16 protein-coding genes and 1 tRNA gene are annotated in these 17,989 nt (G+C 67.8%); 10 read left to right on the top strand and 7 right to left on the bottom strand.

Going from position 1 to position 17,989, the window contains the following annotated elements; genetic code table 11:
* Genes B7K21_RS06870 through B7K21_RS06845 form a run of 6 tightly spaced genes read right to left on the bottom strand, consistent with a single transcriptional unit; the run spans position 1 to position 6,350 of the window.
* Positions 1-1,023 carry a serine/threonine-protein kinase gene (locus B7K21_RS06870; protein WP_084074507.1) on the bottom strand — a complete coding sequence of 341 codons (1,023 nt, stop codon included), beginning with the start codon at positions 1,021-1,023 and terminating at the stop codon, positions 1-3.
* The gene (locus tag B7K21_RS06865) at positions 1,023-2,489 is read right to left on the bottom strand and encodes a penicillin-binding protein 2 (RefSeq protein WP_084074506.1); all 1,467 of its coding nucleotides are present in this window, start codon (positions 2,487-2,489) and stop codon (positions 1,023-1,025) included. Before B7K21_RS06865 ends, B7K21_RS06870 begins: the two co-directional genes overlap by 1 nt.
* The gene (locus B7K21_RS06860; RefSeq protein ID WP_084074503.1) at positions 2,486-3,907 is read right to left on the bottom strand and encodes an FtsW/RodA/SpoVE family cell cycle protein; all 1,422 of its coding nucleotides are present in this window, start codon (positions 3,905-3,907) and stop codon (positions 2,486-2,488) included. Before B7K21_RS06860 ends, B7K21_RS06865 begins: the two co-directional genes overlap by 4 nt.
* Complete coding sequence (locus B7K21_RS06855) at positions 3,907-5,112, bottom strand: protein phosphatase 2C domain-containing protein (protein ID WP_084074500.1); 1,206 nt, start codon at positions 5,110-5,112, stop codon at positions 3,907-3,909. The genes B7K21_RS06860 and B7K21_RS06855 overlap by 1 nt, the downstream gene beginning before the upstream one ends.
* 4 nt (positions 5,113-5,116) lie before the next feature.
* Positions 5,117-5,638 carry an FHA domain-containing protein gene (locus B7K21_RS06850; RefSeq protein WP_084074498.1) on the bottom strand — a complete coding sequence of 174 codons (522 nt, stop codon included), beginning with the start codon at positions 5,636-5,638 and terminating at the stop codon, positions 5,117-5,119.
* Positions 5,639-5,642: 4 nt separating this feature from the next.
* Positions 5,643-6,350, bottom strand: coding sequence for a DUF3662 and FHA domain-containing protein (locus B7K21_RS06845; RefSeq protein ID WP_084074495.1), 708 nt, complete (start codon positions 6,348-6,350; stop codon positions 5,643-5,645).
* Between the two features lie 130 nt (positions 6,351-6,480).
* Between B7K21_RS06845 and B7K21_RS06840 the strand changes: the two genes are divergently transcribed.
* From B7K21_RS06840 to B7K21_RS06825, 4 genes are all read left to right on the top strand, one after another.
* Positions 6,481-6,702: a FeoA family protein gene (locus B7K21_RS06840; RefSeq protein ID WP_084074492.1), complete on the top strand. Its 222-nt coding sequence runs from the start codon at positions 6,481-6,483 to the stop codon at positions 6,700-6,702.
* Positions 6,699-8,636, top strand: coding sequence for a ferrous iron transporter B (locus tag B7K21_RS06835; protein WP_084074490.1), 1,938 nt, complete (start codon positions 6,699-6,701; stop codon positions 8,634-8,636). The genes B7K21_RS06840 and B7K21_RS06835 overlap by 4 nt, the downstream gene beginning before the upstream one ends.
* On the top strand, positions 8,633-8,908 hold the full coding sequence (locus B7K21_RS06830) for a hypothetical protein (RefSeq protein WP_084074487.1): 276 nt from the start codon (positions 8,633-8,635) through the stop codon (positions 8,906-8,908). Before B7K21_RS06835 ends, B7K21_RS06830 begins: the two co-directional genes overlap by 4 nt.
* A gap of 91 nt (positions 8,909-8,999) precedes the next feature.
* A tRNA-Leu gene (locus B7K21_RS06825) sits at positions 9,000-9,083 on the top strand.
* Positions 9,084-9,174: 91 nt separating this feature from the next.
* Here B7K21_RS06825 and B7K21_RS06820 read toward each other — a convergent pair.
* Complete coding sequence (locus B7K21_RS06820; protein ID WP_084074486.1) at positions 9,175-10,593, bottom strand: DUF4041 domain-containing protein; 1,419 nt, start codon at positions 10,591-10,593, stop codon at positions 9,175-9,177.
* A 281-nt stretch (positions 10,594-10,874) separates the two neighbouring features.
* Here B7K21_RS06820 and B7K21_RS06815 point away from each other — a divergent pair, with 281 nt between their 5' ends.
* The 6 genes from B7K21_RS06815 (at position 10,875) to B7K21_RS06790 (ending at position 17,985) form a co-directional block, all read left to right on the top strand.
* Entirely contained in the window at positions 10,875-12,404 is a 1,530-nt protein-coding gene (locus B7K21_RS06815) for a glycoside hydrolase family 32 protein (protein ID WP_084074483.1), read from the top strand.
* A 37-nt stretch (positions 12,405-12,441) separates the two neighbouring features.
* Positions 12,442-13,788: an ABC transporter substrate-binding protein gene (locus tag B7K21_RS06810; protein ID WP_084074480.1), complete on the top strand. Its 1,347-nt coding sequence runs from the start codon at positions 12,442-12,444 to the stop codon at positions 13,786-13,788.
* 69 nt (positions 13,789-13,857) lie between these two features.
* Positions 13,858-14,736, top strand: a complete 879-nt coding sequence (locus B7K21_RS06805; protein WP_084074478.1) for a carbohydrate ABC transporter permease — start codon at positions 13,858-13,860, stop codon at positions 14,734-14,736.
* Positions 14,736-15,647: a carbohydrate ABC transporter permease gene (locus B7K21_RS06800; protein WP_084074475.1), complete on the top strand. Its 912-nt coding sequence runs from the start codon at positions 14,736-14,738 to the stop codon at positions 15,645-15,647. Before B7K21_RS06805 ends, B7K21_RS06800 begins: the two co-directional genes overlap by 1 nt.
* 77 nt (positions 15,648-15,724) lie before the next feature.
* Positions 15,725-16,693, top strand: coding sequence for a LacI family DNA-binding transcriptional regulator (locus tag B7K21_RS06795; protein WP_307155797.1), 969 nt, complete (start codon positions 15,725-15,727; stop codon positions 16,691-16,693).
* Positions 16,663-17,985, top strand: coding sequence for a glycoside hydrolase family 32 protein (locus tag B7K21_RS06790; RefSeq protein ID WP_200806252.1), 1,323 nt, complete (start codon positions 16,663-16,665; stop codon positions 17,983-17,985). Before B7K21_RS06795 ends, B7K21_RS06790 begins: the two co-directional genes overlap by 31 nt.
* Positions 17,986-17,989 lie beyond the last annotated feature (4 nt).

Here is a 17,989-nt window from a genome sequence, read left to right as displayed (position 1 = left end):
TCATCGAGCCCTCACATCCGGGCGTGGCCGATGCTCCTTGGGGGCGATGGATGGGGGCAGCCGCCTGCGCCTGGCCTCGGCGGGCGCAGTGTCCACCTCGGCCCGCTCCCCCGGCATGCCCGACGCTGCAGCCGCCGCCGCGTCGGGCGCCTCCTCGCGTACATCCGGCTCGAGCGACGGCACGTCTTCCGCGGGCACGTGCTCAGCCGGCAGCCGGAGCTCCATGAGCAGGCGCTCGAGCCGCTCGGCGTCACCGGGGCGCTTGCGCGGGCTCTTCTCGAGCACGTGGAGGATGAGGTCCCGCAGGGGCCGCGACACGGTGTCCGGCAGCGGGGGCACGTCGTTGTTGACCTGCGCGACCGCGATGTCCACGGCCGTCGCCGCGGTGAAGGGCCGCTTGCCCACGACGGCCTCGTACATGATGATCCCCAGCGCGTACACGTCCGACGCGGGGGTCGCCGGCTTGCCCAGCGCCAGTTCGGGCGCGAGGTACTGCGCGGTCCCCATCACCATGCCGGTGGCGGTCAGGGTGGTCTGGTCGGTGGCGCGCGAGACGCCGAAGTCAGTGATCTTGATGCCGTCGCCGGGCTGTACCAGAAGGTTGCCCGGCTTGACGTCGCGGTGCATGATTCCGGCCGCGTGCGCCGCCTGGAGCCCGCGGCACGTGTCGATCATCATGCGCACCAGGCGACGCTCGGCGAGCGTGCGCTCGCGCTCGAGGATCGAGCTGAGCGGCTCGCCGTCGACGAGCTCCATCACGAGGAACGCGGTGCCTTCCTGGTCCCCGTAGTCGAAGACCTGGGCGATGTTGGGGTGCATGAGGCCGGCGGCGTTCCTGGCCTCGTTGCGGAAGCGCTTGAGGAAGACCGTGTTGGAGGCCGAGGACTCCTTGAGCGTCTTGATTGCGACCGGCCGGGCGAGCTCGATGTCCTCGCCTCGCCACACCTCGCCCATGCCGCCCACGGCGATCATGGAGCGCAGCACGTAGCGCCCGCCGAGCGTCGTTCCTGCCGCGATGCCCATCACTGGCCCCCCGCCTGCGCGAGGGCGGCCTCCATGACCGCCTTGGCGATGGGTGCGGCGACGCGGCCGCCGGTGCCGCCCGAGCCGACGTCGCCGCCGTTCTCGACGAGCACCGCCACCGCCACCTGCGGATCGTCAGCGGGCGCGAAGGCCACGAACCACGAGTGCGCCGGGGTGTCGAGGCCCGTCTCCGCGGTGCCGGTCTTGCCCGCGACCGCGACGCCGTCGATGCGCGCATTGCGCCCGGTGCCGGAGTCGACCACGGCGACCATCATGTCGGTGAGCGTGTTCGCGTCCGCCGCAGTCATGGGGCTTGAGAACACGCGCGGCTCGGCCTCCTCGACCACGGAGAAGGACGAGGTGCGCACCTGGTCCACGAGGTAGGGGTACATGAGCTCACCGTCGTTCGCGATGGCGGCGGCGACCATCGCCATCTGCAGCGGTGTGGCCCGGACGTCGAACTGTCCGATCGAGCTCTGCGCGGTCTGCGCCGCGTCGGGATCCTCCGGCAGCTGCGATGCCGCGGTCAGGAGGGGGATCTCAAATGACGTGCCGAAGCCGAACGCCTCCGCCTTGCGCTCGATCACGCCCCACTGGAGCAGCATGCCGATCTGCGCGAACGCCGTGTTGCACGAGATGCGCAGCGCCTCGGCCAGGGTGGTGCGGTCCGTGCCGTCCGACGTGCACGACTCGCTCTCGTAGTTCTTGATCGTCGCGCTCGAGTTCGGGAGCGCGAGCTCGTCGGGGGCGAGCACGGAGGTCTCGGGCGTGTAGCCGGCCTCGAGCGCGGCCGCCGTCACGACGAGCTTGAACGTGGATCCGGGAGGGTAGGTCTCTGCGATCGAGCGGTTGATGAGCGGATCGTTCGGGTCGGCCAGCAGCGAGGCGTAGGCCTCGTTGACGCTGCTCGTGGAGTGGCTCGCCAGCACCGCGGGGTCGTACGACGGCGTCGAGGCCATCGCGAGGATCGCACCCGTCTCCGGGTCGAGCGCGACGACCGCGCCACGCTGGTCGCCCAGAGCGTCGTACGCCGCCTGCTGCACCGCGGCCTGCAGGGTGAGCTCCACCGAGGCGCCCGCCTGCTGCTCGCCGGAGAAGAGGTTGCCCATGCGCGTCCAGAACAGCGAGTCCGAGGTGCCGTTGAGCAGCGTGTTCTCGGTGCGTTCGATGCCGCTGCGGCCGTACACGATCGAGTAGTAGCCGGTCACGGGCGCGTACACGGGACCGAGCGCGTAGGTGCGCTGGAAGTTGAACGGATCGTCCACCGGCACCGAGGAGACGACGGATTCGCCCTCCACCACGATCGGCCCACGGAACGTGCCGTACTCGCGGTACAGCGTGCGCACGTTGCGAGGGTCCTCGTTCAGGCGCGAGGCGCCGAGCACCTGGATCCACGACGAGCTCATCATGAGCGCGAGGATCATGACGAGCGCGACGACGGACAGGCGGCGGATCGGATCGTTCATTGCGCACCCGCCTCCTCAAGATCGGGGCGACGGCGCGACGGGTCCTGAGCCGCAGCGTCGGGCTCCTTGCGCGGCCCGGGCGTGTCCGCAGGGCGGCGCGCGAGGTCCGAGATGCGCAGCAGCAGCGCGATGATGATGAAGCTCGCGAGCATCGACGAGCCGCCGTAGGCGAGGAACGGCGTCGTGAGGCCCGTGAGCGGGATGATGCGCGTCACGCCGCCCACGATGATGAAGACCTGCAGCGCGAGGATGAAGCCCAGCCCCGCAGCGAGCAGTTTGCCGAAGCCGTCGCGCACGCCGATCGCGGTGCGCATCGCGCGCTGCACGATGATCACGTACAGCGTCAGGATCGCCATGAGGCCCGTCAGGCCGAGCTCCTCGCCGAGCGACGCGATGATGAAGTCGGATTCGGCGTACGGCACCAGGTCGGGGCGGCCCTCGCCGAGCCCGGTGCCGAACAGGCCGCCCGAGGCCATGCCGAACAGGCCGCCGACGAGCTGCTGCGAGCTGCCGGACGAGTACACGTCGGTGTCGAGCGCGTGCAGCCACGCGTCGTAGCGCGCCGCGACGTGCGGGAAGACGATGCCCGCGGCGACGGCGCCCACGATGAACAGCAGCAGGCCGATGATGACCCAGCTGACGCGCTCGGTCGCGACGTAGACCATGGCGATGAAGATGCCGAAGAACAGCAGCGCCGCGCCCAGGTCCTGCTGGTTGATCATGATGAGCAGCGCCGCGCCGAACATGACCGCGAGCGGCCCCATGTCGCGCATGCGCGGAAGCCTCAGGCCCAGCACCTTGGGGCCCGCGAGGGCGAGCGCGTCGCGGTTCGCCTGGAGGTAGCCCGCGAAGAAGATGACGAGCGCGATCTTGGCGAACTCGCCCGGCTGCAGCGACCGCCCCGCGATGGAGATCCAGATCTTTGCGCCGTTGATCTCGACGCCGAGCCCTGGCACGGCCGGCAGCAGGTACGCGACGATGCCGACCACGCCAGCGGTGTAAGTGAAGCGCCGCAGAACACGGTGGTCGCGGATGATGATCAGCACGGCGATCAGGCACGCGGCGCCGATCAGCGCCCACATGATCTGCGCGTCGCCGAAGTCAGTCTCGCGTCCCTTGTTCTGCAAGTACCCGAAGTCGATGCGACGGATCATCGCCAGCCCGACGCCGACGAGACCCAGCGCGGCGGGCAGCAGCACCTGGTCGGCGTGGGGGGCGAACGTGCGCATCACGAGGTGCAGCACCGTGCACGCCGCCGCGAAACCGGCGGTGTACCAGGCGATCTCGCTGATCACCAGCACGTCGGCGTGGTAGTCGACGAGCGAGCGCGCGAGCGCGGCGATCACGACCGTGAGCGCGAGCAGCCACCCCTCGGCTCCGCGCCCGCGGTGGACGCGAAGCTCGGAGACCGTCGCCATCAGTCGCCGTCCTCGAGAGCCGTGATGATCGCGCGGGCCTCGTCCACGTCCCGCGCGCGGATCGTATCCTCGATGCGGTCCTGCTGATACGGCGCGAGCGTGGCGATCTCGACGTCGCTCACCTCGATCAGGGTGTGCAGCGTGACGAGCGGCGCGTCCTCAGGGATGCCCTGATAGATCGCGACCATCCCGTCCGACTCGCCTACGTAGACCTGATTCTGCGTCCAGGCGTAGCCCGCCCACGCGCCCCCGAGCACCACGAGCAGCGCGACGAGCGGCAGGAGCCAGGCCTTCCAGGTGTTCCAGCGTCGGGCCCATGGGGAGGGCTCCTCGTCCTCTTCGACCGCCTCGCGCGGGTTGAGGCGCGCGGCCTTCCCTGCGGCTGAGGTGCCTCCCGAGGTGGGCTTGTTCCGGTCGCGGGCGGCGGAGCCGACGATCTGCGACTGCGTGTTCGGCCCCTGGCCGCGCGGCAGCGAGTCGATGTCCACGACGTCCGCGATGACGCAGGTGACGTTGTCCGGAGCGCCCGCGGCAAGCGCGAGGCTCACCAGCGCGTCGGCGCAGTCGCCCGGGTTCTCGATCTCCTTGAGGGTCTCCTCGATGGTGCTGCGGCTGACGACGCCGCTCAGCCCGTCGGAGCACAGCATCCAGCGGTCGCCGGGGCGCGTCTCCCGCACTGAGATGTCCACGGGAACGTCGGCGTCGATGTCGCCGAGGACGCGCAGGATGAGGTTGCGCTTGGGGTGGTGCTCCGCGTCGGCCGCGCTGAGGCGTCCCGTGTCGATGAGGTGCTGCACGAACGTGTGGTCCCGCGTGACCTGGTCCAGCACGTCGTCGCGCAGCAGGTAGGCGCGGGAGTCGCCGATGTGCGCCATGTGCATGGTCTGGCCCGCACGCAGCAGTGCAGTGACGGTGGTGCCGAGGCCCGAGAGCTCCGGGTCGTTTTCCGCGCGCGCGACGATCTCTCCATGCGCATCGGCGATGGCGTCCTTGAGCTCGTCCAGCGCCTCCTCGGGGCCGTGGCTCTCGCCGTCGAGGGCGGCGAGCCGGCCCACCGCGATCGACGAGGCGATGTCGCCGCCGGCGGCACCACCCATGCCATCAGCCACCACCAAGAGGTGGGGTCCCGCGTACGCGGAGTCCTGATTGTCCGCACGCACCAGACCCACGTCGGTGCGCGCGGCGAAGCTCAGGCCGATGTACACGGAATCAGCTCCTCAGCTCGAGGCTCGTGGCGCCGATGCGGATGACGTCTCCCATGCGGAACGGCACCGGGTCGTCCACTCGCTGATTACCCAGGTAGGTGCCGTTCGTGGAGCCGAGGTCCTCGACCATCCACGTGCCGCCCTCGGGGAAGATCCGGCAATGGCGGGACGAGGCGTAGTCGTCCTCGATCACCAGCGTGCAGGTGGACGCGCGACCCACCATGATCGGCGCGGAGCCGAGCGGCACCGTCGCCCCCTTGAGTGGCCCGGACGTGACGGCCAGGTGGGCCGCCGTGGGCTCGTTCGTGCCCACCGCACCCGTGCGCACCCCGGTCGCCCCGCGTGAGGGGGCCGGACGCTTCTCCGTACGAGCGTCGGGCGTGCGCTTGGCCGTGCGGCCGCGGCCGCGTGAGACGACGCGCGTGCCGTAGAGGTCGGATCGCAGCACCGCGATCGCGACCAGGACGAGGCTCCACAGCAGCACGAGGAAGCCCATGCGCAGCAGGGTGATGGAGAGCTGGCTCATCGAATCAGTCGTCCCCCTCCGCCGGCACCGGATCCCAGTACATCAGCGTCGTGCGCCCGATGGTGATCGCGTTGCCGTCGACGAGGGTGGCCTCCTTGACCTTCTGATCCTCGACGTACGTGCCGTTGGTCGACCCGAGGTCAGTGAGCACCGTGCCGTACGGCGTGACCTCCAGCTCGATGTGGCGGCGGCTGACGCCCGTGTCGTCGACCACGATGTCCGACTCCGAGCCGCGCCCCAGGACCGTGCGCTCGCCCGTCAGGTAGTAGCGCTGGCCGTCGATGTCGAGCAGCGGATAGCGCGACTGCGGATTGCGTCCCGTAGCAGGGGCGACGGGGCCGCGTGTAGTGCGCGAGCTCACCGCATAGCGGCCCGTCGCGAGCGACGCGTCCTGCGCGAACGTGACCTGCACAGCGCCCACGAAGCTGTAGCCCTGACGCGACGCGTGGTCCTGCAGCGACTCCTCGAGCTCATGCGCCAGAGCATCGTCGCCCCAGCCGATGACCGTCCCGTGGTCCGCCTCGCTCAGAGTGATCACGTACTCGTTCGGCGCGACCGTCCGACCGCGGTCCACGATGGCCGCCCGATTGTCGCTCTCGCGCTTGAGGGCTCCGGAGAGCTCGACCGGCTTGATGCCGGAGCGGAACGTCTTCGCGAACGCGTTCTGCATCACGTTCTCGACGCCCTTCTCGAAACGGTCGAGCACACCCATGCGTGAATCGTAACGTGCGGGTGTGCGCCCAGGCACGAGGCTCTCGACGCCTTTTCCGTGCGAGTGTCGTTGCGAAAATCGGGACCTTGGTAGGTGAGGCTCGCCTGACCCTCAGACCTACCCTGATCGTGTGAGACTCGCCGACCTTCCGCGAGGCGCTCGCGCGAGGGTGCGCGCCGTGAGCACCGAGGCCGATGCAGCGCTGCACCTGCGCGAGATGGGCCTGCGCCCGGGCGTGATCGTCAGGGTCGTCGGCATCGCCGCGGCGGGTGCGCGGATCGTCGCTATTGGAGCTGCCCGCATCGCGCTCGACCGCGCAACGGCCCAGGAGATCGAGGCGGACCCGGCATGAGCGCGCAGCACTGCCACGACGGGCCCGCGCCTGCGGGCGGTGGGGTGCCTGCGGAGACCCCGTCGATGCCCCGCGTGATGCTCGTGGGCAACCCCAACGTCGGGAAGTCGACGCTGTTCAACGCGCTGACCGGGGCACGCCAGCACGTCGTCAACGCACCGGGCACGACGATCGCGGTGGCCGAGGGTACGTGGCGCTGCGGCACCACCGACGTGTCGCTCGTGGACCTCCCCGGCACCTACAGCCTCATCGCGCGCTCGCCCGACGAGCAGGTGGCCACCAACGCCGTCGCAGGCGGCGACTGCGGCGTGCACGTGGCCGTGCTCGACGCGACCGCGCTGAGCCGCTCCCTGTACCTCCTCGCGCAGCTCGCGCTCGAGGACGCTCCCGTGGTTGTGGCGGTGACCATGACGGACCTCGCCAAGGCGCGCGGCCTCGGTCCTGACGTCGGCGCGCTGGGACGTGTCCTTGGTGTGCCGGTCGTCGCCGTCAACGGCCGATCCGGAGCGGGTCTGGACGCGCTCGCACTCGCGGTCTCGAGGTCGCTGACCCGCCCCGCGCGGGTGCGCGGCCTCCCGGAGCTCGCCGCGGACGACGCGGCGCTGTCGACCGAGCTTGAGCGGGCGCAGGTGCTCTTCGACTGGGTGGAGCGGGTGGTCGACGAAGTGCTTCCCGCGTCCGACGCGCGTCCCACCTTCTCGGACACGCTCGACCGGGTGCTGCTCAGCCCGTGGGCCGGGATCCCGGTGTTCGCTCTGGTGGTGTGGGCGGTCTTCCAGCTCACGACCGTGGTCGCGACGCCCTTGATGGACGCGATGTCCGGCTTCGTGGACGGTCCGGTCGCATCCGTAGCGGGGTGGCTGCTCGAGGCGGTGTCGGGCCCCGCGTGGCTCGAGTCGTTCCTGCTGGGGGGTGTGCTCGCCGGCATCTCGGCGGTCGTCTCCTTCATCCCGCTCATGGCACTGATGTTCGCCGCGATCAGCGGGCTCGAGGCGTCGGGATACCTCGCGCGTGTCGCGGTCGTCGCCGACAAAGCCCTTCGGAGCATCGGTCTGGACGGCCGCGCAATGCTTCCCCTTATCGTGGGCTTCGGCTGCAACGTCCCCGCGCTGTCCGCGACCTCGGTGCTCCCTCATGCGCGCCAGCGGCTGCTCGCCGGAATGCTGGTGCCGCTCACCTCGTGCACCGCGCGCCTCGCCGTCTACCTGGTGCTCGCGCAGACCTTCTTCCCCCACAACGCCGGCACCGTCGTCTTCGGCATTTACGTCGCGTCGGTCGTGCTCGTCGTGGCCGGGGGCCTCCTCGCACGGACCACCGTGATGCGCGACCTGACCCCACAGTCCCTCGTCATCGCACTGCCCGACTACCAGTGGCCGCACCTGCGGACGCTCGGGCGCTCCGTGTGGTCGCGCGTCGTGTCGTTCGTGCGCAAGGCGGGCTCCGTGATCCTGCTCGCGGTCGTCGCGCTGTGGGTGCTGCAGGCGATCCCCGCGCGTGGAGGCCACAGCGTCGCCGACGTGCCCGTCGAGGACTCGGTCTACGGCGTCGTCTCCCAGGGAGTCGCGCCCGCGCTCGCTCCGATGGGCCTCGACGACTGGCGCATTGCGGCGTCGCTCGTCACCGGCGTCGCCGCGAAGGAGGCTGTGGTCGGTGCGCTCGCGCAGGCCTACGCAGTTGACGACACCACGGACTCCGGCGCGGTCGCGCTGCGCGAACAGGTGCGAGCCACCGTCGCCGAAACCTCGGGCGGCCATCCGACCGCGGCTTCGCTCGCACTGATGCTCTTCGTCCTCGCCTACATGCCGTGCCTCGCGACGCTCGCAGAGCAGCGGCGTCTCTATGGCGGTCGGTGGACGGCCGGCGCCGCGGCCACCTCGTTCGCTGGTGCCTATCTGATCGCGACCCTCGTCTTCCAGGTCGGGAGCCGACTGTGAGGGGCCCGGACGGCGCGGCTGCCGCGCCCGCCCGACGCGAGGGCGGCCCGGTCTCCGGTGCGGGCTCGGTGTTCGGCTCCGTCGTCGCGCTCATGGGTCGCGGCTTCACGCCCGCCGCCGCGGCACGCGAGCTCGGCGTCAGCGCGGACCTCGCGGAGGCCGTCGCCGCCGAGGCGGAGAGACTGGGGCTGGTCGTCTCGTCGGGCTCCGCGTGCGGCACGTGCACGCCCGGAGCGAAGATCGCGTGCGCCAGCTGCCCGCTCTCGCGTTGATTACCCGTCCCTCACCTGGCCTCTGCACGGTGTGGCGCCCTTGACACCGGTTCGTTCGGGAGGTCGCTGTCGTGCTAGCATTTCCCGGCACGCGCGAGTGGCGGAATAGGCAGACGCGCACGGTTCAGGTCCGTGTGCCCGAAAGGGCGTGGGGGTTCAACTCCCCCCTCGCGCACGTGAGAAAGGCCCCCGAGAGATCGGGGGCCTTTCGCTTTGCCTGGGGGCTTCATGTGCCCGACGCTGGCGTTGGTTGAGCGCTCGCTGTCCTATGCGGGCTGGCTGGCTCGGTACTCCTCAGCGGCGGGCTCGAGCGTGAACTCCAGGACTTCGACGTGTTGCTCCTTGAGTGCGTCGAGCACTTCCTGCGGTGTGGCGCGGAAGTACTCGCGACGCAGGTTGATCTTGTTCAGTCGGCGGTCGGCGAAGCGCTGGTGGAGGCTGGTTTCTAGGCTGACCGCGTCGTCGGCGAAGAAGAGGGCGTGGACGTCAAACCGGAACGGCACCGAGGCATCGCCCAGTTCGTTGACGCGGTCCACGGGCTCCAGACGCCTGGTGAGGCCGATCTTCACGACGTCAGGTCCGAACGCGCCAACGTTGGAGATCACGTACACGTAGCCCGCTCGGGCGTTCGCGGCACGGTAGTCGACGTCGGCGATTGCCTTCTCGGTGTCGGCGAGCTTCTCCCGCAGCCGGGCTGCGCCCTCGTCGTCACCCTTGTCGACGAGGGCCGCGATCGCGTTCTCGTAGTGCGAGCGTTCCTTCTCCAGCTTCTCCTTCGCAGCCTTGAGCTCGCCCTCGACGCGCTTCTGCTCACGAAGTTCCTCACGGTGTGCGCGCTCGGCCTCCTTCTCCGCTTGAAGGGCCTGCATGTGACGGGCCGCGAGCTCCAGTTCCTTCAGGCGCAGCCGGTGGTACGGCGCGGTGATGGACAAGTTGATCATCTTGCCCAGTCTCTCGACCTGCTCCATCGACTTCGTCAGACGCGTCTGGGCTGAGGCGAGGTTGCCGGCCTTGACGGTCTTGACGCAGTTCTCGGCCTCGGCGTTGTACGAGCGCAGCATGAGCTTGGACATGTCAGCCACGAACTTCTCGCCTTGCTTGGTGGAGTTGTTGAATGTGAAGCCTGACGTGGCGTCGGTCGCCTTCTTGCTGGACACCAGCTGCTTGATCTGAGCGCGCACCGACTCAAGCTCTGTCGCCAGCGCGACGGACGACTCTGCAGGATGCTCGTAGTCGTAGATCCCGAACTCCTGCATGCCTGCGGTTTGGCGCAGGTTCACCACGTCGCGCTCGGCCTCGCGCCTCTGCGACTCCACGGCCTGCAACGCCCTCTGGACGGAGGCGAGATCGGCTTGTGCGCGGGTGATCTGATCCTGAATCTCGATCCGGATCGCGTCGAGATCTGCGACGTCCTTCAGGCCGTGCTGATCGATCAGTGCCTGCAGGCGGTCATTCTCCTCCTGGAGCTTGCCGGCATGCTTGCGGGCACCGAACAGCGGGACCTTCCGGTCCGCACCCGCATCTGTAGTGGCGGATGACGCGACCTGCGCCAGCTCGGTCACGTACGGGTCCACGCTCTGCGCGCCCTTGGTAAAAACATGCTCGGTCCAGGTGCTGCCACTCCAGTAGCGCTGCTCGTGCCTCTTGGTGGGGTCGGGGTACCAACCCTCCTGCGTTTGCGACATTCTCAATCCCCTCAACGTCAACCTTGACGGTTCGCATCGTATGGCGGGGGAGTGACACCGGGTTCCTTGTCACCTCGTGTTGGGCAGGGCCACACCATGTCAGGTACTCGACCTCGGCGCGGCGACCGTGGTGGGACCAGCCGTCTGGAGTGCGCGACTCGCCGCTCCTCCCGTGAGTTCGTGCCGGACACGTAACGTTTTGGTTAAGCGCTTGACCGCATTCTCCTCAGGGCGTACGGTGACACCAGCTCAAGCGCTTAACCAAACGAACGGCGACAAAGATGTCACAAGGACTGTTCTTCCGGCCCGACGAGGCGTGGGTGGGAGATGTGATTCCGTGGGTCGAGGACGGCACTGCGTATCTCTTCTACCTTCACGAGCGCCGGAACTGGCCCAAGTCGGGCATGCCCTGGCACCTGATCACAACGCACGACAACGTGACGTTCACTGACCACGGAGAGCGACTGGCCTCGGGTGGCCGGTCAGCGTCGGACTGGAACATCTACACCGGCAGCATCGTGGTGGATCAGTCCGGTACTCACCACGTCTTCTACACCGGTCAGAACCCGACGCGTCTGGGAGAGGACGGGCGACCTCTCCAACTCGTCATGCACGCGACGAGTGACGACGGCATGCGCACGTGGAACCGTCACCCCGAGCACACCTTCGGCGCGCCAGCCGGGTACGAGTCCGGCGACTGGCGCGACCCGTTCGTGCTGTGGGACGACGAAGCGGGGCTGTGGCGGATGCTCATTGCGGCTCGCCACGCTTCGGGTCCGGAGCGCCGTCGCGGGACCATCGCGCAATGCGTCTCACACGACCTCGAGAGCTGGACTGCTGTCGCCCCGTTCTATGACCCTCGCCGCTACATTGCGCACGAGTGCCCTGAGGTCTTCAAGATCGGTGACTGGTGGTATCTCGTGTACTCCGAGTTCTCCGATGCGTTCGTGACCCGCTACCGGATGGCGAGGTCCTTGAGTGGGCCGTGGATCGCGCCAGAGTTCGACACGCTCGACAGCCGCGCCTTCTACGCCGCGAAGTCCTTGGAGCTCGATGGCAGAAGATTCTTCTACGGCTGGATCGCGTCCCGTGAGGCCGATCGGGATGACGGTGCGTGGCAGTGGGCGGGTTCGCTGTCGGTGGTCGAGGCGATCCCACGCGCGGATGGCACGCTCGACTTCCAAGTGCCACGCGAGCGTCTGGCGGTCTTCGACGCCGTCCTCGACGACGCGGCACGCGGCCTTGAAGGCGCGCGGCTCGCCTCCCCGGATGGCTACGTCGCCATCGTCGGAGACGCCACGTTGCCCACGGAGTGCCACATCCACGCCGAGCTTGAACTCGAAGGCGAGGTGTCAGAGGTCGGCCTCCTGCTTCGCGCCTCCGACGACGGCGACACCGGCTACGTCCTGCGCCTGGAACCGCGGCGCGGGCGAGCGGTCTTCGATCGGTGGCCGCGGGCCACGACAGGCACGGAACAGTGGCAGATCTCTGGCGACGTGCCGTTCCTGGTCGAACTTGAACGCCCCCTGCGCCTCGACCCGGGGGCGCACGTCATCGACATCGTGCTCGACGGCGACATCTGCGTGGTGAACATCGACGGAACCGCGATGCTCAGCACCCGAATCTACGACCACACCAAGGGTCGTCTTGGCTTCTTCGTCAGCGACGGTACGGCAACCTTGACGCAGGTAGCGGTCAAGAGCCGGAACCGTACGAATGACGGGGAGGTGAGCGATTGGCGGGCCGAACTGCGTGGGTCCTCCGACTTTGCTCACAGCGTGCCTGATACCTCAGGCGCATCAACCCAGTAGTTCCCACCGCTCATTCAATGATGGAAGAGAGAGCATCATGAAGCACCACCGCCTCAATGTCGCAGCGGTTGCCGCCGCGGCCTCTCTGACGCTCACGCTCGCAGCGTGCTCCGCGTCAGGCGCGTCCCCGGACAGCTCGTCCTCGGACGATGGCACGATCACTCCACGTGAGATCTCGTGGCTCCTGTCCCGCCCTGCCGACGGTGGCGTCATCACTGCGATGGAGCAGATCGCCGACGAGTACGCCGCCGACCACCCGGGCTTCTCACTGAACCTGATCACCACCCCCGACCGGCCTTCGTACATCCAGAAGTACGAGACCCTCGCCGCAGCGCACCAGCTGCCGGAGCTCTTCGACACCGACGCCACGCCGTTCGCCAAGAAGTTGGCGGGCGCCGGCCAGATGGTCGACGCCGAGGAGTTGCTGACGGATCTGGGACTGTACGACGACTACCTCCCCGCCGCGCTGAACTACCAGCGCTTCGACGACGGGTCGCTGTACATGATCCCGTTCGAGTTCCAGCTCGAGTTCTTCTGGTACAACACCGCGCTGTTCGAGCAGGCAGGCATCGACGTGCCCGCCACGCTCGATGACTTCCCGGCCATGTGCGAGGCACTGAGGGCGCAGGGAATCACCCCGATCGCGCTGGACGGTCAGGACCTCTGGCCGCTCGAGCGCTACATGGCGTACTACCCGTTCCGCATGGCCGGCCCCGAGTACGTGCAGGCGCTCAAGAAGGGAGAGGCGAAGTTCTCGGACCCCGCCGGCGTGGCTGCGGTCAACTGGCTCTACGACCTCGGTCAGGCGGGCTGCTTCCAGCCCGGCTTCTCGTCGACCGGCTACGCCGACGCGCAGGCGCTCTTCACCACCGGCCAGGCGGCCGTCTACAACATCGGCACGTGGGAGCTCAGCAACCTCGCCACCGAGAATCTCGACGAGGGTGTGAGGGACGACGTCGACTACTTCACCTTGCCGACGATCGACGGTGCAGTGACCGCGGACAACGAGTACGTGACGCCGTCGGGCATCGGCATGGCAGTCAACGCCGAGACCTACGACCCGCTGGTGAAGGACTTCCTCGCCTACGCGCTTGCGCGCTACCCGGAGGTCTACACGGAGTCTGGGGCGCTGTCGCCGACAACGACCGCCTCCGCGGCCATTCCTGACAACGCGACCCCGCTCTACCAGCGCGCCGTCGACCAGGCCGGCGATGTCGGCGACGCGATCGCGATGCCGTGGGACACGCAGCTCGACCCGACGTCGAACACGCGTCTCCAGCAGGAGCTCACGCTTCTGGTCCAGGGCGACGAGACACCCGAGGGGTTCATCGCGACCATGGATGCAGTGATCGCCGAGAACGGTCCCGAGGCGTTCGCAGAGTAATCAGTGGGAGGTCCGGTGGGGGCACCGCCCCCGCCGGACCGGCCCCGACAGAGTGTGAAAGAGGCAAAGATGCTCCCGGGTCGTTCGAAGATCTCGGTCCTCGTGTTCCTTGTGCCACCGCTGGCGGTGTACGCCTTCGCCGTCCTCCTGCCCATCGTGCAGTCGCTCTTCCTGAGCCTGTTCAAGTGGGACGGGATCACCGACATGAAGTTCGTCGGGCTGGACAACTACGTGAAGATGTTCACGCGCGACGATGTCTTCTGGACCTCGTTTGGCAACGCCATGGGCTACCTGGCGATCTGCCTGGTCCTGCAGCTCGGCGGAGCGCTCCTGGTCGCAGGCCTGCTGACCACCCTTCGGCGTGGTCGCGAGCTGGTGAAGACGCTCTACCTGCTCCCGGCCGTCATCTCGACGGTCGCCATCGCCTTCCTCTTCCAGCGCATCTACTCGTACGAGCCGACCGGACTGCTCAACCAGGTTCTCGAGTGGGTGGGACTTGGCTCGTTGGCGCAGCCGTGGCTGTCGAACGTCGACACGGTGCTTGCCGCCGTGTCGGTCCCCGAGGGCTGGCGATTCGCGGGCCTGTACATGCTCATCGTGTACGCGGCACTGCTGGCAGTGCCGAAGGACCTGGAGGAGGCCGCGACGCTCGACCGCGCCAACTGGTGGCAGATCTTCTGGCGAATCAAGTTCCCGTACATCCGGCCCGTGTGGATCACCACCACGATCATGGCCGCCACGTACGCACTACGCGGATTCGACATTCCCTACCTGCTCACCAACGGCGGTCCAGGACAGGCGTCTGAGCTGCTGACGACATACATGTACAAGACCGCCTTCACACACACGGACTACGGCTACGCCAGCGCCATCTCGGTGTTCATCGTCGTCGAGTGCCTCGTGGCCGTCGGTCTCATCTACTTCCTCCTGAGGCGAAAGGTCGACTGATGACTCTCCTCACCCCCCGCGTGGACCGCAAGGTTCCCGCCGCCCCCGCGCCAGACGGCGACGTCGCACCACGTCGGCGAGGTCGACTGCACGCGCACCGTGTGATCTCCTCCACGCTCGTCACCGCGCTGGTCATCATGCAGGTGTACCCGCTGGTGTGGCTCTTCATGACCAGCCTGCGCACCGAACAGGACTTCGCGTCTTCGAACCCGTTCTCGCTTCCCACTGAGTTCACTCTGGACAACTTCTCCCGAGCGTTCTCGACGGGGAACCTCGGTCTGAACATCGTTAACAGCCTGGTGGTGACCTTGGGCGCCAACGTGCTGATCGTGGTCCTGGGAATGATGGGCGCATACGCGCTCGAAGTGCTCGGATTCAGACTGAAGACCTTCGTGCGATCGATGTTCCTGCTGGGCATCATCGTTCCGGTCCAGATCGCCCTCGTGCCGCTCTTCATCGACTACGCGAACATCGGACTGCTCGACACGTACCAGTCGATGATCATCCCGCTCGCGGCCTTCTCGCTGCCGATGTCGATCTACCTGTTCTCGTCCTTCTACAGCTACATCTCGCGCGAGACGTACGAAGCGGCGTCGATGGACGGCGCTGGTCCCTACCGCGTCTTCGGCCAGATCACCTTGCCGCTCTCCGTCAACACCATCGTCACCGTCGTGCTGGTGAACAGCATCTTCATCTGGAACGACTTCATCTTCGCCAACACCTTCGTCCTGTCAGATGAACTCAAGACGATTCCTCTCGGCCTGCAGAACTACATCGGAGCGATGGGCAACGTCGACTGGACTGCCACCTTCGCCGCGGTATGCGTGACGATCACGCCGCTCATGCTTGTCTTCCTCGTGCTGAACAAGGCGATGATCTATGGTCTGGAAAGTGGGGCTAACAAGGGATGACGCCAGTGCATCAGGGTGACGAGGACGCGGGAGCACCGGCATCGCGGCCGGTTGCCAAAGGGGTGACGCTCCGTGATGTGGCCGCCCGTGCGGGGGTGTCGACGGCGACCGTCTCGCACGTCGTCAACGACAATCCGAGCGCCCGCATCGGCGAGGGGACGCGCGAGCGCGTCCGACAGGCCATCGCCGACCTCGGCTACCGTCCCAACATCATGGCGAAGACGCTCTCGAGCGGACGTTCGCAGTTCATCGGCCTCGTTGCCGACGCGATCGCCACCACCCCATTCGCAGGCGAGATCATCCGCGGAGCGCAGAGCGAGGCCTGGAAGCGGGGCCACGTCCTGCTGGTCGCGAATACTGACGGCAACTCCGCGGCCGAGGAGTCGGCGATCGAGATGATGCTCGAGCACAAGGTCAGAGGCATCCTCTACTCCAGCTGGTACCACCGGGAGGTCGCCGTGCCCGAGTCGCTCGCGGGGCACGACGTCGTCCTGGTGAATTGCTTCGCGGCTGACGACTCGGCGAGATCCGTCGTTCCCGATGAGCGCCAGGGTGGCCGGAGCGCGACCGAGATGCTGATCGAGGCGGGTCACCGACGCATCGCCTTCGTGAATACGACGACGGCCTCGCCTGCACGCGAGGGACGCATGGCGGGCTACCACGACGCCTTCAGGAGCGCCGGGTTGACCGTCGACCCCGCCCTCGTCTTTGACGCTCCGCCGATGCAGGAAGGCGGCTACTTGATCGCCGAGCGGATTCTCGGTTCGGGAGCCACCGCCGTCTTCTGCCACAACGACCGCGTCGCGATGGGACTGTACGACTACCTGCGCGAGCGCGGCCTGCGGGTGCCCGAGGATCTGGCGGTGGTCGGCTTCGACAACCAGGAAGTGATCGCGGCCCACCTGCACCCGCCGTTGTCGACGGTGGGCCTGCCTCACTTCCGGCTCGGAGTCGAGGGCGTGCGGGCACTGCTCGACGGCCCGGGTCCGGACCGCTCGCCGCGCACCGCGGTCGCGTGCCCGCCGGTGGTCAGGGAATCGATCTAGCGAGCGGCCTCCCCGCCACCCCGAGGCGGCCGGGGGAGATCACACGTTCCGACTTGGAGACTTACTTGCGTCCTGTGCTGCATTTCACGCCTGCTTCGGGTTGGATGAACGATCCTCATGGGATCACGTTCAGGGATGGCCGCTACGAGGCGTTCTTCCAATACGTTCCTGACAGTACGGAGTGGGCGCCGAATTGCCACTGGGGGCATGCCTCGGGTCCGGATCTCTTGTCGTTGCGGGAACTCCCGGTCGCGATTGCGCCGGGTGAGGGTGATGACGGCGTGTGGACGGGCTGTCTGGTCGTCGATGGCGACGGCACGAGGGCGTTCTATACGGCGACGTCGGTGCCGGAGTTCGGGATTGGTCGTGTGCGGGTGGCGCGCCCAGTCGATGAGTCGTGGTTGTCATGGGTCAAGGGCGACGTGGTGGTGGAGGCGCCTGACGGCTTGGACTTGATCGCCTTCCGTGACCCGTTCGTGCGTCGTGAGGGTGAGGTTTGGCGCATGTTCGTGGGTGCGGCTGGCCGCGACGGGACGGCGATGGCGCTCTCTTACACTTCACGTGACCTCGACCGGTGGCAGTACGACGGGGTCGCTCTGTCGCGCGACAGTTGTGAGCGTGATCCGGTGTGGATGGGTGCGCTGTGGGAGTGTCCGCAGATCTTCGAGGTGGATGGTCACGCGGTGATGGTGTCCTCGGTGTGGGACGCCGACGTCCTCCACTACGCCGGCTGCGCCGTCGGCGCGTATCGCGATGGCGTGTTCGTACCGAGCGATTGGGCGCAGTTGACATGGGGTTCGAGCCTCTACGCGCCGTCTCTGTTCACGGATGCGGATGGTGAGCCTGCGCTGACCTTCTGGCTACGGGGAATCGAGGGTGACGGCTGGGCCGGGGCGCACAGCTTCCCGTATCGAGTCGCTGTGCGGGCGGGTCGGCTCGTCGCGCAGCCGCACCCGGATGTCGCCGCGCACCGCACCGAGTCCGTCGCGGACGGCGTTCTGCCCGGACTGGCGGCTGACATCGAGTGGGAGTGCACGCAAGGCACGCTCCTCATCACGTCGGAGGGTGCGCTTGCTGCTGAGCTGTCCGTAGCGGACGGCGAACTGACTGTGGGCACATCCGCCGATACGCAGCGAGTTCCCGTACAGGGCGGACTGCGCATCATCGTCGACGGGCCGGTGCTGGAGGTGTCCTCGGCGGCGGGCGTGTTCGCCACCGCCATCTCGCCGCGAGGCGCTGGTCTTCGGGTGGCGGCCGATGCGGGCACGGTCGTCGTCTATGGATTGGAGTAGGCAC

Origin of the sequence: Demequina sp. NBRC 110052 (assembly GCF_002090075.1) — a bacterium.
Classification (GTDB): Bacteria; Actinomycetota; Actinomycetes; order Actinomycetales; family Demequinaceae; genus Demequina.
This window is presented reverse-complemented; position numbering and strand designations above follow the sequence as displayed.